This window comes from Lysobacter sp. Hz25, assembly GCF_046097045.1.
GTDB classification, from domain to species: Bacteria; Pseudomonadota; Gammaproteobacteria; order Xanthomonadales; family Xanthomonadaceae; genus Lysobacter; species Lysobacter antibioticus_B.
Map to the genome: position 1 here is coordinate 241973 of NZ_CP175666.1, position 24821 is coordinate 266793.

At 68.6% G+C, this 24821-nt stretch carries 23 protein-coding genes; 11 read left to right on the forward strand and 12 right to left on the reverse strand.

Features of this window, described 5'->3' with window-relative positions; genetic code table 11:
* Positions 1 to 170 precede the first annotated feature (170 nt).
* The 9 genes from ACKN61_RS01000 to ACKN61_RS01040 form a co-directional block, all read right to left on the reverse strand.
* Positions 171 to 506, reverse strand: a complete 336-nt coding sequence (locus tag ACKN61_RS01000) for a lipid-A-disaccharide synthase N-terminal domain-containing protein (protein WP_408951901.1) — start codon at positions 504 to 506, stop codon at positions 171 to 173.
* A gap of 8 nt (positions 507 to 514) precedes the next feature.
* Positions 515 to 1255, reverse strand: a complete 741-nt coding sequence (locus tag ACKN61_RS01005; protein ID WP_408951902.1) for a glycosyltransferase family 2 protein — start codon at positions 1253 to 1255, stop codon at positions 515 to 517.
* Positions 1256 to 1586: 331 nt separating this feature from the next.
* Positions 1587 to 2552 (reverse strand): NAD-dependent epimerase/dehydratase family protein, encoded by a 966-nt coding sequence (locus ACKN61_RS01010; RefSeq protein WP_408951903.1) that lies wholly within the window; start codon positions 2550 to 2552, stop codon positions 1587 to 1589.
* Between the two features lie 168 nt (positions 2553 to 2720).
* Positions 2721 to 3152, reverse strand: a complete 432-nt coding sequence (locus ACKN61_RS01015; protein ID WP_408951904.1) for a hypothetical protein — start codon at positions 3150 to 3152, stop codon at positions 2721 to 2723.
* 185 nt (positions 3153 to 3337) lie between these two features.
* Positions 3338 to 3787, reverse strand: coding sequence for a DUF4279 domain-containing protein (locus ACKN61_RS01020; protein ID WP_408951905.1), 450 nt, complete (start codon positions 3785 to 3787; stop codon positions 3338 to 3340).
* A 14-nt stretch (positions 3788 to 3801) separates the two neighbouring features.
* Positions 3802 to 4719, reverse strand: a complete 918-nt coding sequence (locus tag ACKN61_RS01025) for a ParB/RepB/Spo0J family partition protein (protein WP_408951906.1) — start codon at positions 4717 to 4719, stop codon at positions 3802 to 3804.
* Complete coding sequence (locus tag ACKN61_RS01030) at positions 4716 to 5534, reverse strand: ParA family protein (protein ID WP_223619267.1); 819 nt, start codon at positions 5532 to 5534, stop codon at positions 4716 to 4718. The genes ACKN61_RS01025 and ACKN61_RS01030 overlap by 4 nt, the downstream gene beginning before the upstream one ends.
* 110 nt (positions 5535 to 5644) lie before the next feature.
* Positions 5645 to 6322, reverse strand: a complete 678-nt coding sequence (gene rsmG / locus ACKN61_RS01035; RefSeq protein WP_408951907.1) for a 16S rRNA (guanine(527)-N(7))-methyltransferase RsmG — start codon at positions 6320 to 6322, stop codon at positions 5645 to 5647.
* A 144-nt stretch (positions 6323 to 6466) separates the two neighbouring features.
* Positions 6467 to 7078, reverse strand: a complete 612-nt coding sequence (locus tag ACKN61_RS01040; RefSeq protein ID WP_408951908.1) for a 4'-phosphopantetheinyl transferase family protein — start codon at positions 7076 to 7078, stop codon at positions 6467 to 6469.
* Positions 7079 to 7356: 278 nt separating this feature from the next.
* Here ACKN61_RS01040 and ACKN61_RS01045 point away from each other — a divergent pair, with 278 nt between their 5' ends.
* Both ACKN61_RS01045 and ACKN61_RS01050 read left to right on the forward strand, forming a co-directional pair.
* Complete coding sequence (locus ACKN61_RS01045) at positions 7357 to 8667, forward strand: AMP-binding protein (RefSeq protein ID WP_408953740.1); 1311 nt, start codon at positions 7357 to 7359, stop codon at positions 8665 to 8667.
* A gap of 345 nt (positions 8668 to 9012) precedes the next feature.
* The gene (locus ACKN61_RS01050) at positions 9013 to 9288 is read left to right on the forward strand and encodes a GlsB/YeaQ/YmgE family stress response membrane protein (protein WP_031370668.1); all 276 of its coding nucleotides are present in this window, start codon (positions 9013 to 9015) and stop codon (positions 9286 to 9288) included.
* Between the two features lie 136 nt (positions 9289 to 9424).
* Here ACKN61_RS01050 and xth read toward each other — a convergent pair whose 3' ends face one another.
* Genes xth through ACKN61_RS01065 form a run of 3 tightly spaced genes read right to left on the reverse strand, consistent with a single transcriptional unit; the run spans position 9425 to position 13017 of the window.
* Positions 9425 to 10192 (reverse strand): exodeoxyribonuclease III, encoded by a 768-nt coding sequence (xth, locus tag ACKN61_RS01055; RefSeq protein ID WP_408951909.1) that lies wholly within the window; start codon positions 10190 to 10192, stop codon positions 9425 to 9427.
* A gap of 16 nt (positions 10193 to 10208) precedes the next feature.
* Entirely contained in the window at positions 10209 to 11537 is a 1329-nt protein-coding gene (locus tag ACKN61_RS01060) for a hypothetical protein (protein ID WP_408951910.1), read from the reverse strand.
* A 52-nt stretch (positions 11538 to 11589) separates the two neighbouring features.
* Complete coding sequence (locus ACKN61_RS01065) at positions 11590 to 13017, reverse strand: coniferyl aldehyde dehydrogenase (RefSeq protein WP_408951911.1); 1428 nt, start codon at positions 13015 to 13017, stop codon at positions 11590 to 11592.
* A 208-nt stretch (positions 13018 to 13225) separates the two neighbouring features.
* On the opposite strand from ACKN61_RS01065, the gene ACKN61_RS01070 reads away from it, so the two are divergent.
* From ACKN61_RS01070 to ACKN61_RS01110, 9 genes are all read left to right on the forward strand, one after another.
* Positions 13226 to 13768 carry a gamma carbonic anhydrase family protein gene (locus ACKN61_RS01070; RefSeq protein WP_057916209.1) on the forward strand — a complete coding sequence of 181 codons (543 nt, stop codon included), beginning with the start codon at positions 13226 to 13228 and terminating at the stop codon, positions 13766 to 13768.
* Positions 13769 to 13833: 65 nt separating this feature from the next.
* Positions 13834 to 14337, forward strand: coding sequence for an RDD family protein (locus ACKN61_RS01075; protein WP_223619275.1), 504 nt, complete (start codon positions 13834 to 13836; stop codon positions 14335 to 14337).
* The gene (locus ACKN61_RS01080) at positions 14337 to 15020 is read left to right on the forward strand and encodes an RDD family protein (protein WP_408951912.1); all 684 of its coding nucleotides are present in this window, start codon (positions 14337 to 14339) and stop codon (positions 15018 to 15020) included. The genes ACKN61_RS01075 and ACKN61_RS01080 overlap by 1 nt, the downstream gene beginning before the upstream one ends.
* Positions 15017 to 16033 carry a stage II sporulation protein M gene (locus ACKN61_RS01085; RefSeq protein ID WP_408951913.1) on the forward strand — a complete coding sequence of 339 codons (1017 nt, stop codon included), beginning with the start codon at positions 15017 to 15019 and terminating at the stop codon, positions 16031 to 16033. The genes ACKN61_RS01080 and ACKN61_RS01085 overlap by 4 nt, the downstream gene beginning before the upstream one ends.
* Positions 16030 to 17706 carry a DUF4129 domain-containing protein gene (locus tag ACKN61_RS01090; RefSeq protein ID WP_408951914.1) on the forward strand — a complete coding sequence of 559 codons (1677 nt, stop codon included), beginning with the start codon at positions 16030 to 16032 and terminating at the stop codon, positions 17704 to 17706. Before ACKN61_RS01085 ends, ACKN61_RS01090 begins: the two co-directional genes overlap by 4 nt.
* Complete coding sequence (locus ACKN61_RS01095; RefSeq protein WP_408951915.1) at positions 17703 to 18929, forward strand: DUF4350 domain-containing protein; 1227 nt, start codon at positions 17703 to 17705, stop codon at positions 18927 to 18929. Before ACKN61_RS01090 ends, ACKN61_RS01095 begins: the two co-directional genes overlap by 4 nt.
* On the forward strand, positions 18926 to 19915 hold the full coding sequence (locus ACKN61_RS01100; RefSeq protein WP_408951916.1) for an AAA family ATPase: 990 nt from the start codon (positions 18926 to 18928) through the stop codon (positions 19913 to 19915). The genes ACKN61_RS01095 and ACKN61_RS01100 overlap by 4 nt, the downstream gene beginning before the upstream one ends.
* A complete protein-coding gene (locus ACKN61_RS01105) occupies positions 19912 to 21303 on the forward strand; it encodes a DUF58 domain-containing protein (protein ID WP_408951917.1) in 1392 nt (463 codons plus the stop codon). The genes ACKN61_RS01100 and ACKN61_RS01105 overlap by 4 nt, the downstream gene beginning before the upstream one ends.
* A 257-nt stretch (positions 21304 to 21560) precedes the next feature.
* Positions 21561 to 24551: an FG-GAP-like repeat-containing protein gene (locus tag ACKN61_RS01110; RefSeq protein ID WP_408951918.1), complete on the forward strand. Its 2991-nt coding sequence runs from the start codon at positions 21561 to 21563 to the stop codon at positions 24549 to 24551.
* The last annotated feature ends 270 nt before the right edge of the window (positions 24552 to 24821 follow it).

Genomic DNA, 24821 nt, shown 5'->3' on the forward strand with positions numbered 1-24821 from the left:
CGAGCCGCGACCATGGGGTAACAGGTCGCGGCGGAGGGGCCGGCTAGAGGTTTCGAGGGCCAGGGCCGGAGTCTACGGGCCGGTGGTGCCGTGCTCGGGGTGTTGCGCGGTCGCGGCTCGCGCCGCCCCTACCCTTGGAGTCCAGGCAGTCGCAGGCCAGCCTGAGACGCTCAGTGGCCGTTGCGGTCGCGGTGCCAGCCGCGGTGCTTGATGTCCAGGTACAGGCTGTAGGCGGCGGTGAAGGCCGGGAACAGGTTCTGGATCACGCCCACCGAGTCCTGCTTCTGCGAGAACACGAAGTAGCTCAGGGTCATCGCGCTGCCGACCAGGCTCATGTACCAGAACGCGCGCGGGATCACCGGCTTGCCCTGGCGCTTGCTGGCGATGAACTGGACCAGCCAGCGGCCGCCGAACATGAAGGCGCCGACCAGGCCGATCAGCTTCCACGGCGACATGTGCAGACCGGTCCAGGCCAACCACGAGATCGGGGAGTTCATGAAGTCCATGGCGGGCCTCAGCGTTCGACGATCGCGGTGAGCTTGGCCCGGCGGATCAGCCAGGCGACGCCGCGCAGGTCGGCGATGCCGACCAGGGCGCGGTTGAGGTTGTTGTACTTGGACACACCGGTGCTGCGGGCGCGGTGGTTGACCGGCACGCTCACGGTCTTCCAGCCGGCGCGCTGGATCAGCGCCGGCAGGTAGCGGTGCATGTGGTTGAAGTACGGCAGTTCGAGGAAGGCGGCGCGCTCGAACAGCTTGATGCCGCAACCGGTGTCGGGGGTGTCGTCGCGCAGCATGCGGCTGCGGATCGCGTTGGCCCACTTGGAGGCCCAGCGCTTGCTGCCCGAGTCCTGGCGGTTGACCCGCCAGCCCGCGAACAGTTTCACCTCGGCGCCGGACTCGGCGCGCTTGGCGAGCAGCTTGGGGATGTCGGCCGGGTCGTTCTGGCCGTCGCCGTCGAGGGTCGCGATCCAGACGCCGCGCGCGGCCTTCACCCCGTTGCGCACCGCGGTGCTCTGCCCGCTCTGGGTGAGGTGGTGCAGCACCCGCAGCTCGGGCACGCCGGCTTTCAGCGCTTCCAGCGCCGCCAGGGTGCCGTCGCGCGAGTGGTCGTCGACGTAGACGATCTCGAAATCGCCGCCGTCGGACGGCGCGCGGCCGCGCAGGGCGGTGGTGATTTCCTGGATCAGCGGGGCGACGTTGTCCTGTTCGTTGAACACCGGTACGACGACGGACAGTTGTGGGCTTTGCGTCATTGCTTGGAACTCGCGATGGATTCGATGCGATTGCGCCCTGGAGAGGACAGGCGAAGGCGGGCGCGCTGCGGGCGAGTGCAGACGCGACCGCCGGTACGCGACGGCACCTCACGCCCCCTTGCCGCCGGGGCGCCCGGTCTTTCGGGCTGCCTCCCCCGAGGGGAAGGGAACTGCAGGGGATTCAGGTTCTTCTTGTCGGCGCCGACCGCGAGCGCGGTGGAGCCAGGATAGTGTGTCATCGCGGCGGCGAACCGGAGCTTCACATCGTCACGGTGCCGCCGGGAAGCGCCGGTCCGGCCGGCCGCGGCCGCCGCAACCGCCGGCGATGGGCTCAGGCACGGTCGCCGAAGTAACCGCGGCACCAGTCGACCACCCGCGGCAGGCCGAGCTCGATCGAGGTGCTCGGCTCGAAGCCGAACGCCGCCCGGGCGCGGCCGGTGTCGGCCATAGTCTCGATCATGTCGCCCGGCTGCATCGGCTTGTAGACCTTCTCGGCGCTGCGGCCGGCGGCCTCCTCGATCACCGCGATGAAGCGCTCCAGTTCGACCGGGGTATGGTTGCCCAGGTTGAACACGCGGTGCGGCGGGTCTTGCTCGGAAGGGTGTGCGAGCGCGCCGAGCACGCCGGCGACGATGTCGTCGATGTAGGTGAAGTCGCGCCGCATCTTGCCGTGGTTGAACACGTCGATCGGGCGCCCGGCCAGGACCGCGCGCGAGAACAGCAACGGCGCCATGTCGGGCCGGCCCCAGGGGCCGTAGACGGTGAAGAAGCGCAGGCCGGTGGCGTGCAGGCCGTAGAGGTGGGCGTAGGTATGCGCCATCAGCTCGTTGGCGGCCTTGGTCGCGGCGTACAGCGAGCGCGGCTGGTCGATGCGCTGGTCTTCGGAGAACGGCGGCGTCGCCGAATCGCCGTACACCGAGGAGGAACTGGCGTAGACCAGGTGGCGCACCTCGCGGTGCCGGCACAGCTCGAGCAGATTGACGAAGCCGGCCAGGTTGCTGTCGACGTAGGCGTGCGGATGGGTCAGCGAGTAACGCACGCCGGCCTGGGCGGCGAGATGGATCACCTGCTCGGGTCGGACCTCGTCGAACAACGCGGCCAGACCGTCGCGATCGCCGAGGTCGAGGGCGCGGATGTCGACATCCGGGCACAGCGCGGCGACGCGGTCGCGCTTGAGTTGCGGGTCGTAGTAGTCGTTGTAGTTGTCGAGGCCGACCACCGCCTGGCCTTGCGCGCGCAGGGCGCGGCAGACGTTGGCGCCGATGAAGCCGGCTGCGCCGGTGACGAGGATGGTCATGGGAACTGCAACGGGGTAGAGGAAGGGAAGCTTGCCCGAGTTTCGATGAACCGTTGTCGGAAGGAGGTCGTAATGCCCGCGGCGAAGAGGCCGAGGGCGTTACGACGACGTCGTTGCGGGGCGCTCATGCCGGCCGCCGGCAACGAAGGTCGCGGACCGCTGCGCCGCTTACTGGACCGCGATCTGCTTCGACAGGCCGAAGGCCTCGTCGAGCTGTTCCTGGCTGCTCGCATCGATCCAGACATAGACCTTGACCTTGCTCTTGGGCTTGGCGCCGGGCAGGTTGATCTGGGTTTCGCGCGAGTACGGGCGCGCGTTGTTGACGGTCGCCTTCTTATACCAAGTGACGGCCTGGGTGCCGACCGTGCCCTTCTCGGCACGCGCCTTCTTGCCCGGCTTGAAGCTGCGCTGGCCGAGGTATACGCCCAGGCCGGAACCGGCGCCGAGGCTCGACGGCAGTTCCAGGTAGCAGATGGTGTAGTTGGCGCCTTGGCGTTCGCCCCATTTCAGGCTGGGGTCGCTGAGTTCGGGGCAGGTGCCCGACTGTGCGAAGGCCAGGGCCGGTGCCAGCAACAAGGTGGCGGCGGCAATCCATTTCATACGAATCTCCTTTCGGTGGTGTCGGTATTGGCGGTCGAACGGCGGGCGGTCGAACGGCGGCGCGATGCGTCCGGCCAAGATGGACGCAGCATTTTAGTGGATCGATCCGGCCCTGCCGCCGTAAAGCGTCACAGGACGGCCCCGCCTCGTCCCCGCAGGCTATGCCGGACGAATCGAGCCCGTGCTCAACTCGCCGCGGCGCTCGGCGGCTCGGGTGGATAAAGATCGAACCCCAGCTCGACCCCAAGCGCGGCCGCCTTGGCCATCAAGGCTGGAGACAATACAAAGCCGGAGTTGTCGCCGCAGAACAGGCCGATGAAGAATCCGGCGCGACCGCCATCGGCATTCAGGGCCTGCAGCCGCCCGGCGTGCGGGCTGAGGCGGTCGAGCTGTCGCTCTATGAACGCCTCCAGATCTTCCTCCCGGGAGTCCGCCGGGTGCTCGCCTGGGGTGAGGTCCGCCGACCAACTCGAATCCTGGCGCAGGCCCGGCAGGACCGTGCCCTTGGGTGTGACTCGCGGATCGCCGGCCTGCCAACTTCGCGATGGCGCTGCATGCAGATAACTGCCGAGCTCGCGCAGATCGGCCTGCGGATGCTGAAGTTGTAACGCGACGCGGTAACGGTAAGGGTGCACGCAGCGGCGACGAGTTACGCCTCGACCTTGCCGCGCAGCCGTTCCAGCACGCCTTCGAGCGAATCCAGATCGGTGTAGTGGATGACCAGGCGGCCTTTGCCGCCGCGGCCGTGCAGCACGTTGACCTTGGTGCTCAGCGATTCGGACAACTCGCGTTCCAGGGTAACGATGTCGGCCTGCGGCTTGGCCTTGGCCGGCTTGGGCTTGCCCGACACCGGCACCTTGCCGGCGGCGAGCTGCTGCACGCGGTGTTCGACGTCGCGCACCGACCACTGGTTCTCGGCGGCCTGGCGGGCGAGCGCGATCGCCGCCTGCGGCGCGAGCGTGAGCAGGGCGCGCGCATGGCCCATTTCGAGGGCGCGGGTTTCGACCAGGACGCGGATCTCGCTCGGCAGTTCGAGCAGGCGCAGCAGGTTGGACACCGCCGCGCGCGAGCGGCCGACCGCTTCGGCGGCCTGGGCGTGGGTGAGGTCGAATTCGTCGATCAGCCGCTGCAGCGCGGTGGCTTCTTCGAGCGGATTGAGGTCTTCGCGCTGGATGTTCTCGATTAGCGCCATCGCGACCACGGTGCGGTCGTCGACTTCGCGGATCACCACCGGAATCACGTCGAGCCCGGCCAGGCGCGAGGCGCGCCAGCGGCGCTCGCCGGCGATGATCTCGTAGGTCTTGCCGCCCTTCTCGCCGATCTCGCGCACCACGATGGGCTGGATCACGCCCTGGGCTTTGATCGACTCGGCCAGCTCGGCCAGCTTGTCCTCGTCCCAGTGCTTGCGCGGCTGGTACTTGCCGGGGCTCAGCGAATCGACCGGCAGGTTGCGCAGCAGGTCGCCGGGCTGGGCTTCGACCAGGGTCGGCGCTTCGGCGGCGGCCTTGGGGCCGAGCAGGGCTTCGAGACCGCGGCCGAGGCCGCGCTTCTTGGCAGGGTGACTCATGCCGGGGTCTCCGCAGTGACGGCGCGCGCGGCGGTCTTGGCGGCCTGGTCGCGTTCGCGCTGGCGACGCAGCACCTCGCCGGCCAGGCCCAGGTAGGCGATGCCGCCGCGGCTGGCCTTGTCGTAGCCGACGATGCTCTGGCCGTGGCTCGGGGCCTCGGCCAGACGCACGTTGCGCGGCACGATGGTCCGGAACACGCGGTCGCCGAAGTGATTGGTCAGTTCGGCCGAAACCGCGTTGGCGAGGTTGTTGCGCACGTCGAACATGGTGCGCAACACGCCTTCGATTTCGAGTGAAGGATTGAGGTTGGCCTTGAGCGCCTCGATCGTGTCGACCAGCGCGCTGAGGCCTTCCAGTGCGTAGTACTCGCACTGCATCGGCACGATGATCGAGTCGGCCGCGGTCAGCGCGTTGAGGGTCAGCAGCGACAGCGCCGGCGGGCAGTCGATGATGATGAAGTCGTAGTTGCCGCGCAGCGGCGCCAGCGCGCGCTTGAGCCGCTGCTCGCGTTCGCTCTCGCCCATCAGGGTGATCTCGGCCGCGGTCAGGTCGATGTTGCCGGGCAGCAGGTCGAAGTCCTCGGGCGCCCGCACGATGGTCGCGGCGGCGTCGGCTTCGCCGAGCAGGACATCGCAGATCGAATCCTCGAGCTGGCGCTTGTCGATGCCGCTGCCCATGGTCGCGTTGCCCTGCGGGTCCAGGTCGACGAGCAGGACGCGTTTGGGCGTGCGCGCGAGCGCAGCGGCCAGGTTGACCGCGGTGGTGGTCTTGCCGACCCCGCCTTTTTGGTTGGCGACGGCGATGATGCGGGCCATGCGGCTCGTCCCCTGCTGTAACGGTGAGATGACATGAAGGAGGACGGCGCCTGGCGCCGGCCGGACTGGGGATTATGCCCCAGGGCGGGAGTCGGGGAGGGGACCGGGGATCAGGAGGCGCCGGCCGCCTCGCCGCTGCGCCCGACCACCACCATATGACGCTCGGCGGCCAGGCCGGGCACCCGCATCGGTTCGACCGAACGGACGCTCCAGCCGGCCGGCAGGGCGGCGATCTCCTCGTCCGGACGCACGCCCTTCATCGCCAGCAGCACGCCGCCGGGCTTGAGCAGGTGCCCGCCGAGTTCGAGGATCAGCGGCAGGGTCGCCAGGGCGCGCGCGGTGATCGCATCGTAGGCGCCGGGTTCGGCGAAGGCCTCGATCCGCGACTCGGCCACGCGTGCGTCCTTCAGACCCAACTGGCGCAGGGCTTCGCGCATGAAGCGGGCCTTCTTGCCGTTGCTCTCGACCAGGGTCACGCGCAGGCCGGGCTTGACGATGGCCAGCGGAATGCCGGGCAGGCCGGCGCCGGTGCCGAGGTCGGCCAGGGCGCCGCCGCGGCCGGCGAGTTCCTCGACGTAGGGGTGCATGGCCAGGGAGTCGAGCAGGTGCTTGCCGACCATCTCGTGCGGGTCGCGCACGGCGGTCAGGTTGTAGGTGCGGTTCCAGCGCGCAAGCAGGGCCAGATAGTCCAGTAGGGGCCCGGCCAGGGCCGGATCGAGGGCGAGCGCGGACAGGCCGGCTTCGAGCTCGCTGCGCAGCCCGGGCGGTAGGGAGACGGGGGTATTCATCGGCGACAGTATCGCCGATGGGCCGAGCCGGGCGCAGCCAGGAGCAGTGGGCGGGGGTACGAACGATGGCTGCGGTGCCGGTCGCGCGGGTGCTGCAAGGGCGCGGTCGCGACTTGCGTCGCTCCTGCCCTTTGGATGCGTCGCCTACTCCGCCAACGGCCGCCACGCCAACGCGCCCAGATACCCCGGCGCCGGTTCGATCTCGCGCAAGCTCCACTGCTCGGCCCGACCCAGGGCCGGATCGCATTCGACCAAGCGCAGCCTGGCGTCGCGTTCCTCGAAACGCAGCTTGTCGAGGCCGAACGACAGGCCGTGGCCATGCGCCTTGAGCACCGCTTCCTTGGCGCACCACAGGCGCAGGAAGGCGCGGTCGAGATCGGGGTGCGCGCGCAGCCAGTCGGTTTCGCGATCGGTGAAGAAACGCGCCGACACTTCCAGCGCGCGCGGCCGTCGCTGCAGACGCTCCAGGTCGACGCCGACCCGCGCCTGCAGGGCCAGGGCGACCAACAGGCGTTCGCCGCTGTGGCTCCAATTGCAGTCGTAGCGATCGTGCGGCGGGTCCAGGTGAGGACGCTGGCGGCCGTCGCGGGTCAGCGACAAGGCCGGATCGCCGAGCTGCCCGGCCAGCCACTCGCGCGCTTCCGGTTCGGCCGGTCGGCCGTGCCGGTGCGGCAGCCAGGTCCAGCGCACACCGTGGCCGTCGGAGCGTTCCGAATACGTATCGACTAGCGAAGGTGAACGGCCGGACAGGGACATGAACAGGTGTGCTTTGGCCTGGAACAGGCCGGTCAGCGTAAGCTAAACCCTGGGGTACGGGTTCGTGGCGGCGGCACAGCGCGGGGGCGCGGTGCGATCGCATTGGTGCGAGGGTCCGAAGGGGCCGTCAGCTGCCGATCAGGCGGGCCCGGGCAAGTTGCAACACATTGGAAGCGGCCCTCAGGCCGCGGGAAATCTATTTGATGTCAGCGGTTATCGATCCGAGCCTTGTTCCGTTCAGCCAGGATCCTGCGTCGCCCGGCGGCGAGTCGTTCGCGCTGGTCGCGGGTGCGCCCGGGCGCGCCTTGGCCTTCGGCCCCGACGGCGTCGTCGATCGCGCGAGTTTCGAGGCCGAAGTGCGCGCGCTCGCGGCGACGCTGCCGGCGGCGCAGTACGCGGTCAACCTGTGCGAAAACCGCTATCGCTTCCTGGTCGCCCTGTGTGCGGTGGCCTTGCGCGGGCAAGGCAATCTGTTGCCGCCTTCGCGCGCGCCGGCGGTGGTCGACGATGTGCTCGCGCGTTATCCCGACAGCTACTGCATCGGCGATCTCGCCCTCGATCCGCTGCCGCCGCGTTATCTGCGTTTGCCGACCGAACTGCCGCGCGACGCCGGCGACACGTTGACCGCGCAGGCCGCGGCCTTGCTCGCGATCGGCTTCACCTCCGGCAGCACCGGCCAGCCCAAGCCCAATGCCAAGAGCTGGCAGGCCTTCCGTACCAGCACCGCACAGAACCTGATCGCGCTGGGCGACTTGTTGCGCGCCGGCGAAGTCACTTATCTGGTCGCGACGGTGCCGCCGCAGCACATGTACGGCATGGAGATGTCGGTGTTGCTGCCCTTGCTCGGCCCGGTCGCGGTGCACGCAAATCGGCCGTTTTTCCCGGGCGATGTCGCACTTGCGCTCGGCGATGCGCCGACCCCGCCCTTGCTGGTGACCACCCCGGTGCATCTGCGCGCGCTGGTCGAATCCGGCGTCGAGCTGCCGCCGCTGGCCGGCATCGTCTCGGCGACCGCACCGCTGCCGGTCGAACTCGCGGTGGCGGCGGAAACGCGCTACGGCTGCGAAGTGCGCGAAGTATTCGGTTCGACCGAGACCTGCGTGTTCGCCCGTCGCCGCACCGCGCGCGAGGCCGCGTGGACGCCGTTGCCGGGCGTGCGCGTGTGTCCGCAACCCGACGGCACCGCGATCCATGCGCCGCATCTGTCCGAGCCGGTGGTCCTCGCCGATCTGATGGAAGTCGAGGCCGACGGACGTTTCGTGCTGCGCGGGCGCAGCGCCGATTTGCTGGAGATCGCCGGCAAGCGCGCCTCGCTCGGCGACCTCACCCGCAAGCTGCTCGCGATCGAGGGCGTGCTCGACGGCGCCATGTTCCAGCTCGATGCCGCCGACGCCTTCGGTGTGCGCCGCATCGCCGCCCTGGTGGTCGCGCCCACGCTCGACGAAGCTTCGATCCTCCAGGCCCTGCGCCAGAGCATCGACCCGGTGTTCCTGCCGCGTCCGTTGCGCCGCGTCGAGGCCTTGCCGCGCAACGAAACCGGAAAGCTGCCGCGCCACGCGGTCGAGGCGATGCTCCGCGACGCCGAGTGATCGCGCTGCAAGACGCCTCGGCGCGAATGCGAAACCGACCCATGGCTTCATGCGGGCTTCGCGCGGAGCCTGTGCGGGCCATGCCGGATCGATACCGACCATCGGCGAATCGCGACGTTCATCGGGAGAAGCAAAACGCCGCTGCCGTAGCCTTGTGAGCCATACCCAGGCGCAGTGTGCTTTTGCCTTGCACTGCAGCGTTTTCTTCACATTCCTAAGCGCGGTTTCTGACGTCGCCGTCACGTGCGCCGATTCATGCTGCAACTGCCCCCGAACGAGGGACAGCGATTCGCACCATGCGCATCGTGTCGCCTTGGGCTCATCAGAATCGCTAGGAGAACGCACATGCTCGGTATCATCATTTGGCTGGTAGTAGGCGGCATCATCGGTTGGATCGCCAGCATGATCATGAAGACCGATGGTCAGCAGGGTCTCTTCCTCAACATCATCGTCGGCATCGTCGGCGCGTTCCTCGGCGGTTGGCTGGGCGGCGTGCTCGGCATCGGCGCCGGTACCATCAACAGCGGTGCGTTCAGCCTGTCCGGATTGCTGCTCTCGCTGGTCGGCGCGATCGTTCTGCTCGCGATCGTGAACCTGTTCCGTCGCGGACGCGTGCGTTAAGCGCAACGCATTGCCGCAACAAAAAAGCCCGGCTTCGGCCGGGCTTTTTTGTTGCGGCGGGATTGGGGATCAGAGATTAGGGATTCGCAGAAGCGGGCTCCGGGCTCTTCGAATCCCGATTCCCGATTCCCGATTCTCAAGCCAACTCCACCCAAGCCGGGGCATGATCGCTCGGTCGGTCCCACGTGCGCGGTTCTCGGTCGATGCCGGCTGCGATGCAGCGGGCGCGCAGCGAGTCGGAGATCAGGGTCAGGTCGATGCGCAGGCCGAGGTTGCGGCGGAAGCCGGCCTGGCGGTAGTCCCACCACGAGAACTGGCCTTCTTCCTGGCTGTGCAGGCGGTAGGCGTCGTGCAGGCCGAGCGCTTGCAGGCGCTGCAGGGCTTCGCGCTCGGCGGTCGAGGTCAGGATGTGGTGCTCGTTCCACACCGAAGGGTCGTGGGTGTCGCGCGCTTCCGGTGCGATGTTGAAATCGCCGAGCACGATCAGGTCCGGATGGCGGGCGAGTTCGTTCTGCAGCCAGGCGTGCACGGCGTCGAGCCAGCGCAGCTTGTAGGCGTACTTGTCGGTGCCGACGTCCTGGCCGTTGACCACGTACAGATTGACGATGCGCAGGCCGGCGACGGTGGCGGCGATGACGCGCTTTTGCTCGTCGTCGAAACCGGGGATGCCGATCTGCACGTCGCTGGCGCTTTCGCGCGAGAGAATGGCGACGCCGTTGTAGGTCTTCTGCCCGGCGAACACGCTGCGGTAGCCGGCGCCGACCAGCGCGGTGTCCGGGAAGCGCGTGTCCTCGAGCTTGGTTTCCTGCAGCGCGACGATGTCGGGAGCGAACGTGCCGAGCCACTGTTCCAGATGCGGCAGGCGCACGTTGAGCGAGTTGACGTTCCAGCTGACGATTTTCATGGCGGCAAGTGTAGCCTCAGCGCCGCTCGCTGTCGGCCTCGGCGGTCTCGCCGGTGCCGACGCGGCGGTCGTTCGCGCTCGAGCCGTCGGCGGCCTTTCCGGGCTGGGCCGAACCGTCGGGCGGGCACAGGGCCTGATGGATGCGCGCGGCCGCGGCGATGCGTGCGGCCGAGTCCGCGACCGTCGGCCGGCGTTCGGATTCGCTGAGTTCGAAGACCGCGCAGGGTTTGCGCGCGTGCTCGGAGCGGCGCGGGTCGGCGCCGGCCTTGCGCAGGGCTTCGACCAGTTCGGCCGGCACCGCCGGGTCCGGGCCGCGGTCGAGCAGTTCCGACAATTCATAGCTCAGGTGCGACAACGCATCGGCGCCCTCGCTTCGTGCCTCGCTCAACATCGCCGCGAACTCCGGGTCGGCGGCGATCAGTTCCTGCAGCATCGCCTTGGACCGCACCGCGCGCAGGGCGAGGTCGCGCTGTTCCTGGCTGAAGCCGAAACCGGCCTGCAGCCATGCGCGCAGGCCGGCGTCGTGCCAGCGCTTGAGCGCGGTGTCGGCGGGGTCGCGCGCGGCGCTGCACGTGCCGGTATCGCCGCGGTAGTCGGACGCGAGCAGCGGGGGGCGCGCGGCATCGGGCTGCTCCAGGGTGCGCCGCCACAGGCCGGCCCAGGTCGGGAACAGCGCGGGCTCGTCGCGTTCGCTCAGGTAATGCAGCAAGACCAGCAGCGCCGCCTGTTTCTCCTGGCGCGGCCAGGCGCCGTCGACGACGGCCGCGGCGGCTTCGAGCAGATCGGCGCTCGGCAAGGCCTCGCCGTAGGCGTGGTCGTCGAACCACAGCCAGCGTTGGAAGCTGTAGGTGGCGCCGCCGCCGAGCGCGCACAGCGCTTTCGGCGCGCTGAAGCCGTCGGGCAAGGCGGGCAGCGCATTGCGGATGCGGGCGTGGTCGTGGCTGCGCACGGTCGCGACGAATTCGGCATAGCGCGCCTTCTTGTCCTCGAAGGCCTGGGCCCGGCGCGCATGGGTCAGATGCAAGCTCAGCGGCAGCGCGAACACCGCAACGACCGCGCCGATCGTCACGCCGAGCAAGGCCTGGCCGATGCGCCGGGTCAGGCCGCCCCAGATCAACACCGGCACGGGCACCAACAAGGCGACCACTGCACCGGTCAGGACGGCGTCGGAGTAATCCCAAAAATCGGCGGCTTCGGTGCCGCGGGTCAGCACCACCCAGACCAGCCAGGCGAAGGCGGCCAGCGGAAAGGTCGCCAGCGCGACCCAGAACACCGCGCGGCTGCGGCGGGGCGCCGGCGATGAGGGCGGCAGGTCGTTCGGTGCGGGAGGTACTGAGCCGGCCATGGCATGCGATCCGTGATGGGCTCCGACCCGGCATGGGTCGGAGCGAGGCCGGCTATTTCGCCAGCCACCGGATCATCGCATCGATCTTGCCGCGGTACGGCGGCTTGAGCAGGTCGCTGGCGGCGAGGCGGCGCTGATGGAACACCGGCAACAGCTTGCTGAAGGTGTCGAAGCCGTTGCGGCCGTGGATGGCGCCGATGCCGCTCGGGCCGATGCCGCCGAACGGCAGGTCGTGGGCGCCGAAATGCAGCAGGGTGTCGTTGACGGTGACGCCGCCGGCCAGGGTCTGGGCGAGGATGCGCTCGATCTGGGCGCGGTCGTGGCCGAACGGGTACAGCGCCAGCGGCCGGTCGAGCGCGTTGATGCGGGCGATGGCTTCGTCGAGCGTGCGGTAGGACAGCACCGGCAGGATCGGCCCGAAAATCTCGTGCTGCATGACCTGGGCGTCGGCGCCGGGCTCGATCACCAGCGCCGGCGGGAAGATGCGTTCGGCCACGCGCTGTTCGCGCGGCACGCTGTCGGCGAAGGGCTCGACCACGTCCAGGCCGCGTGCGCGGGCGTCGTCGAGATAACCCGACAGACGCTGGTACTGGCTGGCGTTGATGATGCGGGTGTAGTCCTGCGGCGCGACCAGGTCGCCGTAGCGTTCTTTCAATTGCTTGAGCAGGGCCGCGACCAGTTCGTCGCGGCGTGCCGCGTCGACCAGCACGTAGTCGACGCCGATGCAGGTCTGGCCGGCGTTGAACCATTTGCCGCTGGCGATGCGCGCGGCGGCGCGTTCGATCGGGTAGTCGGCGCAGATCAGCGCCGGCGCCTTGCCGCCGAGTTCCAGGGTCACCGGGGTCAGGTTGGGCGCGGCCGCGGCCATGACCTTGCGCCCGACCGCGGTCGAGCCGGTGAACAGCAGGTGGTCGAACGGCAGCGCCGAGAACGCCGCGCCGATCTCGGGGCCGCCGAGCGCGACCGCGACGCGGTCCTCGGGGAACACCTCGGCCAGCAATTCGCGCAGGAACTGGGCGGTGCGCGGGGTGTGTTCGGACGGCTTCAGATAGACGTGGTTGCCGGCGGCGATGGCCGACACTAGCGGCACCAGGGCCAGGTTTACCGGGTAATTCCACGGCGACAGGATGCCGACCACGCCGACCGGTTCGGGGCGGATTTCGGCGCGCGCCGGCCAGAAGCGCCAGCCGACCGCGGCCCGGCGCGGGCGCATCCAGCGGCGCAGATGGTTCAGGGCGTGGTCGATCTCGGCCAGGGTGATCATCGCCTCCGAGAGCAGGTTCTCGTGGCTGGAGCGATGGCCGAAATCGGCGCGGATCGCCGCATCCATCGCCGCGCCGCGGGTGCGGAAGGCATCGCGCAAGCGGAGCAGGTCGGCGCGGCGTTGCGCGTAGTTGGGCTTGCGCGCCTGCCAGGCGGTGCGCAGGCGCTCGCGGGTGGCGGCGAGTTCGGTCGGGGCGGTGTCGGCGATCGTATCCATACGCTGCAGTCTAGTCGGGTTGGGGCGCCCAGCGTGCGGGCGGCAGGGGACAGCCGAGGGGGGCGAATCGGCCGAACACCGTCGCCCGGCATGCCGATCGCATCCGTTCGCCGTACCGCATGCGGCGGCTGCGTATCGTCGCTCGTCCGGCGGCGTTCGACGCGCCCGCTCGCGCCTGGGTTCGCCCGCGAGCGCCTACAATGCGCGCATGAGCCTACGTCCCTATCTCGACAAATTTCCCGTCCTCGGCGAGCGCGTCTACGTCGACCCGGCCGCGACCGTGATCGGCGAGGTCGACCTCGGCGACGACGTCTCGATCTGGCCCGGCTGCGTGGTCCGCGGCGACGTCAATTCGATTTCGATCGGCGCGCGCACCAACGTCCAGGACGGCACCATCGTCCACGTCACCCACGAAGGCCCCTACACCCGTCCCGGCGGCCTGCCGACGGTCATCGCCAACGACGTCACCATCGGCCACGGCGCCATCGTCCATGCCTGCACGATCGACGAGTTCGCCCTGATCGGCATGGGCGCCAAGCTGCTCGACGGCGCGCGCGTGTCGCGCTACGGCTTCGTCGCCGCCGGCGCGGTGCTCTCGCCCGGCAAGATCGTCGGCGAAGGCGAGCTGTGGGTCGGCAATCCGGCCCGCCTCGCGCGCCGCCTCAGCGACCGCGAGATCGAACAGCTGCAATACAGCGCACAGCACTATGTGCGGCTCAAGGATCGCTACCTGGGCATGCTGTCGGGCTAGTCAGGGCCGATGGCCGCGTTTACAGTCGCGGCAGGGGAAAGCAGGACTCAGGGAGTCAGGGCTACATGGAAGAAACGCAAAATCCGTACGCCGCGCCGAATGCGCCGGCGTTGCCGAATGCCGAATGGCAACAAACCGTACGCGCCGACCGCGGCATGCGCCTGGTCGCCCGCTTGATCGACGGCGGCCTGTATCTGGTGTGTTTCCTGCCGATGTTCATCGCCGTCGCGATCGATCCGGAAAGCAAGGAACCCTCGGCGATCCAGATGGCCATGATGGGCCTGAGCTTCCTGCTCATGCTCGGCCTGTTCGTCTACAACCTCGTCCTGCTCAACGAGAGCGGCCAGACCCTCGGCAAGCGCTGGATCGGCATCAAGATCGTGCGCACCGACGGCACCCCGGCATCGCTCGGCCGCATCCTCGGCCTGCGCATGTTCGTGATCGCCCTGATCGAGGCGATTCCCTGCCTCGGCAGCGTGTTCGCCCTGGTCAACGTACTGTGGATCTTCGGCGAAGACAGCCTGTGCCTGCATGACCTGATGGCGGATACGAAGGTCATCAACGCCTGATGCTCGACACGTACCGCCAGGTGGTGACGCCGGAGGGCGTGGCCTTGCACCTGCGCGCGGCCGGACCGGTACCGCGCGCGCTGGCCTGGATGATCGACCTGGTCTTGCGCGCGGTCATCTACGTGGCCTTGTTCCGCGCCCTGGTCGGCCTGTTCGGCGAGGCCGGCAACGCCATCCTGGGCTTGGCCGTGTTCGTGATGACCTGGTTCTATCAGGTGCTGTTCGAGGTGCTCATGCAGGGCCGTACGCCCGGCAAGTGGGCGCTCGGCCTGCGCGTGGTCGCCGCCGACGGCGCCCCGGTCGGCTGGATGGCGTCGTTCACCCGCAACCTGTTGCGCGTCGTCGATGCGCTGCCGGTTTGCTATGCGGTCGGCCTGATCACCAGCCTCATCGATCCCTGGGGCCGCCGCCTCGGCGACATGGTCGCCGGCACCCTGGTCGTGCACGCCGCGCGCCAGACCGACATTCGCGCCGCCGCGGTCAGCCCGCCGCTGGCGCCGTCGATGGTGTTGCTGCCGCACGAGCAGGCCGCGGTGGTCGCGTTCGCCGAGCGCGGCCCTAACCTGACCGCGGCGCGCCAGGCCGAACTCGCCGACCTGACCGAAGCGCTGACCCAGGCCCGCGGCGAAACCGCGGTGATGCGTCTGTACGGCATCGCCAACTGGTTGCTGGGGCGGCGATGAGGCAGGAGCATTTCGTCGCCCGCCATGAGGCCGAGTGGCGCGAACTCGAGCGCTGGCTGGAGATGCGCGCCTCGAGCGCCCGCAACGCCCGCAGCCATCGTCGCGACTGGACCGGCCTGCGCGACGACAAGATTCCCGAGCGCCACCGCCGCCTGTGCCAGCAACTGGCCCTGGCGCGGCGGCGCGGCTACAGCGCGGTGGTCACCGACCGCCTGCAGCAACTCATGCAACGCGGCCACAGCGTGCTGTACCGGACCAAGCCGGTGCATTGGCGGCGTTCGGCCGAGTACTTATTGGCCGGTTTCCCGCGCCTGGTCCGCGCCGAGTGGCGCTGCATGCTGGCCGCGGCGCTGCTGTTCTGGCTGCCGCTGATCAGCATCTTCGTCGCCATCCAGGTCCGCCCGGAACTCGCCGCCGGCCTGTTCGACGCGCAGTCGCTGGTCCGCTTCGAGCAGATGTACGACCCGGCCCGGCCCGACAGCGCCCTGGGCCGCACCAACGAAGACGACCTGCAGATGTTCGCCCACTACATCGGCAACAACGTCGGCATCGGTTTCCAGACCTTCGCCAGCGGCCTGATGGCCGGGCTCGGCACGGTGTTCGTGCTGATCTTCAACGGCGTGATGATCGGCGGCGTCGCCGGGCATCTGCAGGCGGTCGGCCACGGCGAGCCGTTCTGGCGCTTCGTCGCCGGCCATTCGGCGCCCGAGCTCACCGCCATCGTCATCTCCGGCGGCGCCGGGCTGCGCCTGGGCCTGAGCCTGATCGCGCCCGGGCAGCGCCGGCGCATCGATTCGCTGATCCATGGCGGCCGCCGCGGCGCGTTGATCTGCATCGGCGTCTTCGCGATGTTGGTGTTCGCGGCGTTCGTCGAAGCGTTCTGGTCGTCGATCGGCAGCGTGCCGGCGGCGATCAAGTACGGCGTCGGCCTGGCGCTGTGGCTGCTGGTCGGCCTGTGGCTGCTGCGCGGCGGGCGTAACGCCGTCCACCGCGACGACGAAGACGCGGCATGAAGCTCGAAGCGCTGACGGTTTCGCTGCGCCCGCGCACCGCGTGGGAAGCCTGCGAGCTCGGCATGGCCCTGGTGCGCAGCCAGGCCGGCGCGATCTGGAAGCCGTGGCTGCTGGTGACCTTGCCGATCCTGGTGCTGCTCAATGCCGCCGGCTGGGCCCTCGACCTGCTGTGGTTGTCGGGCCTGCTGATGTGGTGGCTCAAGCCCTGGTTCGACCGCATCCCGCTGTTCGTGATTTCGCGCGCGGTGTTCGGCGAAACCCCGAGCACGCGCCAGACCGTGCGCGCGCAACTCCGCTGGGGCGCGCGCTGGTGGCTGCCGTATCTGACCTGGCGCCGGCTCAGCCCGGCGCGGCCGCTGTACCTGCCGGTGGACCTGCTGGAAGGCGGCGACGGCGCCGAGGCGCGCCAGCGCCGTTCCGCGCTCGGCGCGCCGGTGTACGGCGTGTGCGCGCTGCTGACCTTGGTCTGCGTGCATTTCGAGTTCGCGATCATCATCGGCAGCGTGCTCGGCGGCCTGATGTTCGTGCCTTTCGATTACCTGCCCGACACCTTCAAGTCCTTGATCGAAGCGATCGGGGTGGAGCCGCAATGGCTCAGCGCCTTGTTCAACGTGCTGGCCTGGGGCGCGGTCAGCGTGATCGAGCCGTTCTACGTCGGCGCCGGCTTCGGGCTGTATCTCAACCGCCGTACCCAGATCGAAGGCTGGGACATCGAGATCGTGTTCCGCCGCCTGCGCGCGCGCCTCACCGCCGCGGCCGCGCCGATGCTGCTGGTGCTGTGCGCGATGGTCGGCTTCTCGCCGGACGCCGCCGCGCAAACGCCGCCTGCAGTCGAGACCAGTGTCGCCGCGAGCACGGACACGCAAACGGACGCGGGCGAAGACGTCGCTGCTGCCGCCGACAGCGAAGACGAGAACGCGAAAGCCGAAGCGCCGGCCGAGGCGCCGATCCGCGATTACCTCGAAGACGGCAAGAAAGCGCGCCGCCTGCCGTCGACGCTCGGCGAGGTTTACCGCGACGGCCGCAGCGACGACCGCGGCCTGCGCGATGCGGTCGCCCAGGCGATGAAAGACCCGACTGTCGACCCCAAGCGCAAGCAAAGCGTCTGGAAAGCCAAGTCCGAGACCAAGGCCAAGACCAAGAACGAACGCGAGCAGGCGATCAACGAGGGCCTGTTCAAGGGCATCAGCGGCGGCGTGGCGGGCTTGCTGAAGGTGCTGATGTGGGGCGTGGTGGCCTTGATCGTCGTCGCCGTGCTGCTGACCGCCTCGCGTTGGCTCGGTTGGTTCCGCGACGGCGGCATCGAAGAGGACGAGGCGCCCGGCGACGTGCGCAATGCGCCGTTGCCCGAGCATGAGCCGCTGCCCGACGATATTCCGACCGCGATCCGCCGCCTGTGGCAGGCCGGCCGCCGTCGCGATGCGCTGGCCTTGATGTACCGCGCCGCGGTCGAATCGATGGCGCAACGCGCCGACATCGTATTGGTGCCGGGCGCGACCGAGGCCCAGTGCCTGCGCGCCTCGCGCAAGCTGGCCTCGGCCGAGGACCGCGAGGCCTTCGCGCGCGCGGTGCGCACCTGGCAGTACGCGGCCTATGCCGAGACCCTGCCGAGCGGCGACGACTTCGACGATCTGGTGGGCCAGCTGAGCCGGCGTTTCGGGTGGGCGGCATGAACCGCGCCGGCCTGAGCCTCGTCGGCGCCGGCGCGGCCCTGCTGATCGTGCTGGTGCTGATCGTCGGCGCGCTGTGGCGCCGCGACTACCACAAGGTCGAGGAAACCGTCGCCGCCGCGCGCAGCGGCGAGGCTGCGAGTAATCCGCTGTACGTGCTCAAGCTCGCCCTGCAACGCGACAAGGTCAAGGTCGAGGCGCGCCAGCGCCTGCAGCTGTCGACCCATCCGCTGCAGGCGCGCGACACGGTGCTGATCTACCGCGACCCGCGCACGCTGGCCGCCAGCGAAGCCGAGGCGCTGCTCGGCTGGGTCGAGCGCGGCGGCCATCTGATCGTGCGCACGCCGCCGCTGCAGGACCAGGTCGGCGATTCGCCGCTGCCGGTGCTCGATGCGCTCGGCATCACCCTGCTCGACGCCAGCGACGCCGCCGATCCGGAGTACCTGCGCAACGAATGCGTCGGCCTGTACGAGCGCGGCCTGGAGCCGCAGCAGGTGTTCTGCTCGGCGCGCCGTTTCTATTTCTACAACAGCGACGCCGACCCCGATTACGCCTGGGGCGGCGAGGACAGCGCCTACGTCTACGTGCGCTTGCCGCGCGGCAAGGGCCATGTCGACGTGCTCGCGGACCTGGATTTCCTGTCCAACCGCACCGGCACCGGCAACCCCTTGCTCGACAGCATCGGCATGGGCGACGACGAGATCGCCGCGCCGGCCAATGCCGCATTCGCGCGCCAGGTGCTGGCGCCGAACTACCGCGCCGGCACCGTGCACCTGATCTACGCGGCCGAAGTGCCGAAGCTGTGGAAGACCCTGTTGCGCGACAGCTGGATGGCCTGGTTGCCGCTGCTGCTGTGCCTGCTCGGCTGGTTGTGGCAACGCACCCAGCGCTTCGGCCCGCTGCGCCCGGCACCGGCCCTGGAGCGGCGTTCGCTGCTCGAACACATCGTCGCCAGCGGCGAGCATGTGTATCGCTACGGTTACGGCCCGCGCTTGTACGAATCGGCGCGCCGCGCCTTCATCGCCCGCCTGCGCCGCCGCGATCCCTACGCCGCCGCGCTCGGCGGCGAGCCGCAGATCGCCTTGTTGATCGAGCGCTTCAAGGCCGATCCGGCGCCGATAGCGCCTAACGACATCCGCGACGCCCTCACTCCGCCGCCGGCACGCGACCACGCTGCGTTCCGCGCCCGCATCGCCACTTTGATCCGCATGAGAAACCGCTTATGAGCCTCGACGCCGCTCCGCTCGTCCCGATCACCGGCACCGCGCTGGCCGAACGCGCCGCCGCCGTGCGCGACGAAGTCGGCAAGGCCTTCATCGGCCAGGCCGACGTGCTCGACCAGATCCTGATCGCCCTGCTCGCCGGCGGCCACGCGCTGCTCGAAGGCGTGCCCGGGCTCGGCAAGACCCTGGTCGTGCGCGCGCTGTCCAAGGCCCTGGACTGCGGCTACGCCCGCGTCCAGTTCACCCCCGACCTGATGCCCAGCGACATCAGCGGCCATGCGGTCTACGACCCCAAGACCGAGAGCTTCAACATCCGCCGCGGCCCGGTATTCACCAACCTGCTGCTCGCCGACGAAATCAACCGCGCTCCGGCCAAGACCCAGTCGGCTTTGCTGGAGGCGATGCAGGAACTGCAGGTGACGATCGAAGGCCACAGCTTCGAGTTGCCGCCGCCGTTCCTGACCCTGGCCACGCAGAACCCGGTCGAACAGGAAGGCACCTATCCCTTGCCGGAAGCGCAGCTCGATCGCTTCCTGCTGAAGATCCTGATCGGCTACCCGACCCGCGCCGACGAAAAGCGCATGGTCACCGCGGTCAGTCTGGGCCGCAGCGCGTCGGACTTCGATCTGTCGCAGGTGCGTCGCGTGCTCGGCCCGGAGGAGATCGTCGCGATGCAGCAGGGCACCGCTCTGGTGCGCGTCGACGAGGCGGTGATCGACTACGTCGTGCGCATCGTCGGCACCACCCGCGACTGGGCCGGCATCGCCCTCGGCGCCGGTCCGCGCGGCAGCCTCGCCCTGGTGCGCGCGGCGCGCGCGCAAGCGGTGCTGTCGGGGCGCGATTTCGTCACCCCCGACGACGTGCGCGAGATCGCCAAGCCGGCCCTGCGCCATCGCATCGCGCTCGCGCCCGAGCTGCAGATCGAAGGCCAGTCGCCCGACGACGTGTTGCAGGCGCTGTTGGCCAAGGTCGAAGCGCCCCGGCAATGAGCCGCGCCGCGCCGCCGCCGCTGCCAGTCGCCGCCGCCAGCGCCGGCCTGACGGTGCCGCGCGACCGCGCCTTGCCGCGTCGCGGTTGGGCACGGCCGGCGCCGCGCTGGATCTGGCTGGCGCTGCCGTGGTCGGCGCTCGGCCTGGCCGCGAGCGTGGGGTGGGTGCAGGCCGCGGCCTGGCAGGTGGCGACCCTCGTCATCGTGCTGCTCGCGATCGTCGATCTGTTGCGTCTGCTGTACGCGCCGACGCCGCGGGCGAGGCGCAGCATGCACGACACCTGGGCGATCGGCGTCGAACGCCCGGTCACCCTCGAATTCGAGGCCGATCGCCGGCAACGCCTGGATGCTTTCGACCTGCATCCCGGCAACTGGAGCATGCGCAACCTGCCCCGCCGGATCGACCTGCGTCGCGGCGAGAGCGCCAGCTTCGAGTACGAACTGCGCCCCGGCATGCGTGGCGATTTTCAGTTCGACGGCGTGCAACTGCGCCTGCACTCGCCGTGGGGGCTGTGGTGGCAATCGCGCATCGGCGGCGAGATCCAGCGCGTGCGCGTGTTCCCCAATTTCGCGCCGCTGGCCAAGTTCGCGATGTTCAGCGCCGAACAGGCCTCACGCCTGGTCGGTGCGCACGTCAAGCGTCGTCGCGGCGAAGGCACCGACTTCCATCAGATGCGCGAATACCGGGTCGGCGACAGCCTGCGCCAGATCGACTGGAAAGCCACCGCGCGTGCGCGCCGGCTGATCTCGCGCGAGTACCAGGACGAACGCAATCAACAACTGGTGCTGATGCTCGACACCGGCCGCCGCCTGATGGCGCGCGACGGCGAGCATTCGCATTTCGACCACGTGCTCGATGCGGCCCTGGTCGTGGCTTATCTGGCTCTGCGCCAGGGCGACGGCGTCGGCCTGCTGGCCAGCGGCGGCGAAAGCCGCTGGGTGCCGCCGCAGCGCGGTGTCGGCGCGATCGACAACCTGCTGCGCGCCAGCTACGCCCTGCAGCCGCAGCCGGTCGCCACCGACTTCCTCGCCGCGGCCACGGAACTGTCGTTGCGCCAACGCCGCCGTTCGTTGGTGATGCTGGTGACCAACCTGCGCGACGAGGACATGGACGACTTGCTTGCTGCCGTGCGCATGCTGCGCGGCCGCCACCTGGTCTGCGTCGCCAGCCTGCGCGAAGGCTCGCTGGATCAGGCGCTCGCCGAAGAAGTCGCCGACCTGCCCGGTGCGATCCGCGCCGGCGCCACCGCGCAATACCTCGAACACCGCGTGGCCGCCCACGAAGCCCTGCGCAACCACGGGGTGATGGTGCTCGACGTCAGCTGCGATCAGTTGGCGGCATCCTTGGTCGAGAAGTACCTGGCGGTGAAGCGCGACGGCTTGCTGTAGGGCGTCGGACTGCTAGGGCACCGCCATCGTCTCGCCGTGGCCTGTGCGCCCGCTCCGCAAAACGCTCCCGGCCAGCCATGCCGTCGCCCAACCGGCGCTCATCGATGCCGTCGTTCGCTGTGTCGGAAAAGCACACATAGAGGCGACAGCCGGACTGGGCTTATGATCCCGCTGCGTACCGTGGCTGGAAGTCGCGGCTCGCGCGCAGGGTGCATGAATGCGCCACCGCATAGGGATGATGTCGTTCAGGGGCTGTCATGCGTACTTTCGGGCTGTTCGTCGTTGCTGCGCTGTGCGCCGCGTTTTCCTGCGTCGCATCCGCGGCGATCATCACCTCCATTGCCGGCGGCGGCTCGGGGGGAAACTACGCATCGCAGACCGCAACTTATCCCTACGCGGTCGCGATAGCGCCCAACGGTGAAATCTACGTTGCCGGATTGTCTCGGATTCACAAGATCATGCCCGAAGGCGTGATGCGCGTAGTGGCAGGCACCGGTACGGGGTCGATGTACGGCGGCGACGGCGGGCCTGCGACCGAGGCCAGGCTCTACGATGCCTCGGCCATTGCGCTTGACGGGTTGGGCAATATCTATTTTTCCGACACCCAGAACCAACGCGTTCGCCGCATCGGCGCCGACGGCATCATCCGCACCGTGGCCGGCACCGGTGTTGCGGGCCCGGCCAGCGACGGAGTCGCCACCCAAAGCACGTTAAACTCGCCGAATGGCCTGGCTATCGGTCCGGATGGGGCGTTATACATCTCCGACTCCGAGAACCACTGCATCCGAAGGCTCGGTGCCGACGGCAGACTGGTCACCGTCGCGGGCGACGGCACCGCGGGTTTCTCCGGCGATGGCGCATCAGCGGCCCAGGCCAGATTGAACCGGCCTCGGGGTTTGGCATTCGATGCCGTCGGCGCCTTGTACTTAGCCGACCAAGGCAATCAACGCATCCGCAGGGTCCGCAGCGACGGCAAGATCGAGACCGTGATCGGCGGAGGATCCGATGCGCAAAGTGCCGAGCCACTGTCCACAAAAATATGGGCGAATGCTGTCGCAATCGGGCCCGACGGCAGCATCGCTTTCACGGACGGTGTGCGGGTGCGCTTGCTGAAGGATGGAGCGATCACTTTGGTGGCTGGGTCGCAGGAACCCTATGGTTTCAATGGCGATGGTGGCGAAGCTACTCAGGCCAGATTTGGAGCGTTGCACGGTATCGCCTTCGACAAGGACGGAAACTTATACGTCGTCGACGCAAGTGGGTACTCCCCGGGTTATGAGCGAGTGCGCAAGATCGCTCTCGCCAATCAAGGCTTACCCGCCGCACGGGCCAGTCGGTTCCAGCCCGCCATCGTAATTCCGATCGTCGGATACGGGGAGGGGGTGCGTGTGGCCATCGGAGACGTTACCGGCGATGGTCGTAACGATGTTGTCGCCAGTCTCGCCAGCTATGGCACCGATCCAAACACCGCTTTCAAGATCATGATCTTCGCCGGCCAGGCGAACGGTGGTTTCGAGCCCGCGCAAATCGGGAGCTATTACTACAAGGACACTGGATTGCAAAGAGCCGCCGACCTTGTCCTGTCGGATATGAATAACGATGGCATCCAGGATGTCCTGATCGGCGATGGCGCGGGTGTGGTGCTGTTTCTCGCCAATCGCGAGCGCAAGCTGGTCGGCGTTCGCTATCCGGTCCCGCGTGCAGGGGTGTCCGGTTCGATAGCCGTCCTGGATATCGATCTCGACGGCAAGCCGGAGGTCGCGCACTACCTCGACAACAACGGTGTTGGCGGCGGTGGATATCCCCTGCAGATATTCAAGGGGCTGGGTCAGGGCGGGTTGGGTGCGCCTTACGGGATCGCAAGCGCACCAGAATATGGTCTGGTGGCAAAGTCGCGCGACATGAATGGCGATGGCTACCAGGATCTGGTCGTCGCGTCGAGAGGGTCGGGGGCATACCTCTACCAGCACGATGGCATCGGCGGTTTTCTGAAACCGCGTCTGCTGGGAGACCAGATCACCCGCACTCTCGGCGACTTGGACAGCGACAAGCGGGTCGATCTGGTCGAATCGGCGGACGATATGAACATGACGGCCCGCTACGCCAATGGAAAGTTCGTTCGTATCGGCACTTCGTCCTCTGCGCATCGTCCTTACGCGGCCGACATCGATGGCGATCATCGCGACGATCTGCTGCTTCCGCAGAATCAGTATCTGGCGGTGTACGACCAGACCGATCTGGGTTTGGCGGATCCGACTTTGTATCCGATGTATCTGGCCGTCGACGTGGCGGTCGGCGAGATCGGGGGCGACGCTTGCAAGGATGCGGTGGTCATTACCCGCTTCAATGGTCTGCAAGTGCTTCACGGCCGGGATTGCCTGAAAGGCGCGCCGAGCGACGTCGATGGCAACGGCAAGTCCGATCTGCTCTGGCGCGACGATGCGCGTCAGCATCTGGCGATATGGACGATGGACGGGGCGAGCCGATTGAACGGCGTGGGGCATGCGGTGCCGCCGGAGTGGCGTGTACTCGCCACCGGCGATTTCCAGGGCGATCGCAAGCTCGACGTGCTCTGGACCAACGGCGCGCAGATGCAGTTGTGGGAAGGTGCGGGTGACGGGCAGTTCCGCGGTGTTGCGATGCGCGACTATCCGGTCGGCTGGCGCGTGGTCGCGACGGGCGACGTCGATGGCGACGGCAACGCCGATCTGCTGTGGCGCGACGACGCCAATACCGCGATCTCGTTGTGGGTGATGAAGGGCGCACAGATCATCGACAGCGCGGCCTATGCGACGAGTCGGGATTGGTGGGTGGCCGGCAGCGGCGATCTCACCGGCGATGGGCGCCTGGACGTGATCTGGACGAACGGCGCATCGATGCAGTTGTGGAAAGGCACCGACAGGTTGCGCTTCACCGGCGAAACCATGCCGGACTATCCGCAGGGCTGGGAGCCGACCGCGACCGGCGATGTGACCGGCGACGGCAAGGCCGACCTGATGTGGCGTCACCCCGAACTCGGTCATTTCGCGGTGTGGGCGATGGCCGGCGGTGCACGCTTGTACGGCATCGGCTATCAGCCGGGTCCGAGCTGGCGGGTAGCGCAGACCGGCGATTTCACCGGCGACGGCCGTACCGACATCGTCTGGACCGACGGCAGCCTGATGCAATTGTGGCAATCGCACGGCAGCGGCTTCACCGGATTCACGATGCCTAACTACCCGTTAGGTTGGTCGGTGATCCGGCGCTAAGCGGTCGCATGGGCATCGCACGGGCCGCTGGGTAATGCAGTCCGAGTGATCCCCCAGCAACGTCGGCCAAGGCGCCTGCGCTGCCGCGGTCCGGGCCACTGGGCCGAACATCGGTTCGTTTTCGATCCTGTGGCCTGCTCTCCGCCAGCACGCACCCTCGCAGCGCATCGGCTCCTACGTATGCGCAGACTGTTTCCGGCGCGGCTCCCGAGCTGTCTCGCACCCGCCTGAGCCGGCTACTTCGTTCATCTTGGGCGGGGCCGATGCACA

Bases quoted from the DNA above. Each gene is read 5' to 3' on its own strand.
- ACKN61_RS01085 (WP_408951913.1), top strand. From the start codon at position 15,017: ATGAGGCAGGAGCATTTCGTCGCCCGCCATGAGGCCGAGTGGCGCGAA.
- ACKN61_RS01010 (WP_408951903.1), bottom strand. From the start codon at position 2,552: ATGACCATCCTCGTCACCGGCGCAGCCGGCTTCATCGGCGCCAACGTC.
- ACKN61_RS01105 (WP_408951917.1), top strand. From the start codon at position 19,912: ATGAGCCGCGCCGCGCCGCCGCCGCTGCCAGTCGCCGCCGCCAGCGCC.
- ACKN61_RS01060 (WP_408951910.1), bottom strand. From the start codon at position 11,537: ATGGCCGGCTCAGTACCTCCCGCACCGAACGACCTGCCGCCCTCATCG.
- xth (WP_408951909.1), bottom strand. From the start codon at position 10,192: ATGAAAATCGTCAGCTGGAACGTCAACTCGCTCAACGTGCGCCTGCCG.
- ACKN61_RS01100 (WP_408951916.1), top strand. From the start codon at position 18,926: ATGAGCCTCGACGCCGCTCCGCTCGTCCCGATCACCGGCACCGCGCTG.
- ACKN61_RS01075 (WP_223619275.1), top strand. From the start codon at position 13,834: ATGGAAGAAACGCAAAATCCGTACGCCGCGCCGAATGCGCCGGCGTTG.
- ACKN61_RS01000 (WP_408951901.1), bottom strand. From the start codon at position 506: ATGGACTTCATGAACTCCCCGATCTCGTGGTTGGCCTGGACCGGTCTG.
- ACKN61_RS01065 (WP_408951911.1), bottom strand. From the start codon at position 13,017: ATGGATACGATCGCCGACACCGCCCCGACCGAACTCGCCGCCACCCGC.
- ACKN61_RS01015 (WP_408951904.1), bottom strand. From the start codon at position 3,152: ATGAAATGGATTGCCGCCGCCACCTTGTTGCTGGCACCGGCCCTGGCC.
- ACKN61_RS01005 (WP_408951902.1), bottom strand. From the start codon at position 1,255: ATGACGCAAAGCCCACAACTGTCCGTCGTCGTACCGGTGTTCAACGAA.
- ACKN61_RS01050 (WP_031370668.1), top strand. From the start codon at position 9,013: ATGCTCGGTATCATCATTTGGCTGGTAGTAGGCGGCATCATCGGTTGG.
- rsmG (WP_408951907.1), bottom strand. From the start codon at position 6,322: ATGAATACCCCCGTCTCCCTACCGCCCGGGCTGCGCAGCGAGCTCGAA.
- ACKN61_RS01030 (WP_223619267.1), bottom strand. From the start codon at position 5,534: ATGGCCCGCATCATCGCCGTCGCCAACCAAAAAGGCGGGGTCGGCAAG.
- ACKN61_RS01025 (WP_408951906.1), bottom strand. From the start codon at position 4,719: ATGAGTCACCCTGCCAAGAAGCGCGGCCTCGGCCGCGGTCTCGAAGCC.
- ACKN61_RS01090 (WP_408951914.1), top strand. From the start codon at position 16,030: ATGAAGCTCGAAGCGCTGACGGTTTCGCTGCGCCCGCGCACCGCGTGG.
- ACKN61_RS01095 (WP_408951915.1), top strand. From the start codon at position 17,703: ATGAACCGCGCCGGCCTGAGCCTCGTCGGCGCCGGCGCGGCCCTGCTG.
- ACKN61_RS01070 (WP_057916209.1), top strand. From the start codon at position 13,226: ATGAGCCTACGTCCCTATCTCGACAAATTTCCCGTCCTCGGCGAGCGC.
- ACKN61_RS01040 (WP_408951908.1), bottom strand. From the start codon at position 7,078: ATGTCCCTGTCCGGCCGTTCACCTTCGCTAGTCGATACGTATTCGGAA.
- ACKN61_RS01080 (WP_408951912.1), top strand. From the start codon at position 14,337: ATGCTCGACACGTACCGCCAGGTGGTGACGCCGGAGGGCGTGGCCTTG.
- ACKN61_RS01110 (WP_408951918.1), top strand. From the start codon at position 21,561: ATGCGTACTTTCGGGCTGTTCGTCGTTGCTGCGCTGTGCGCCGCGTTT.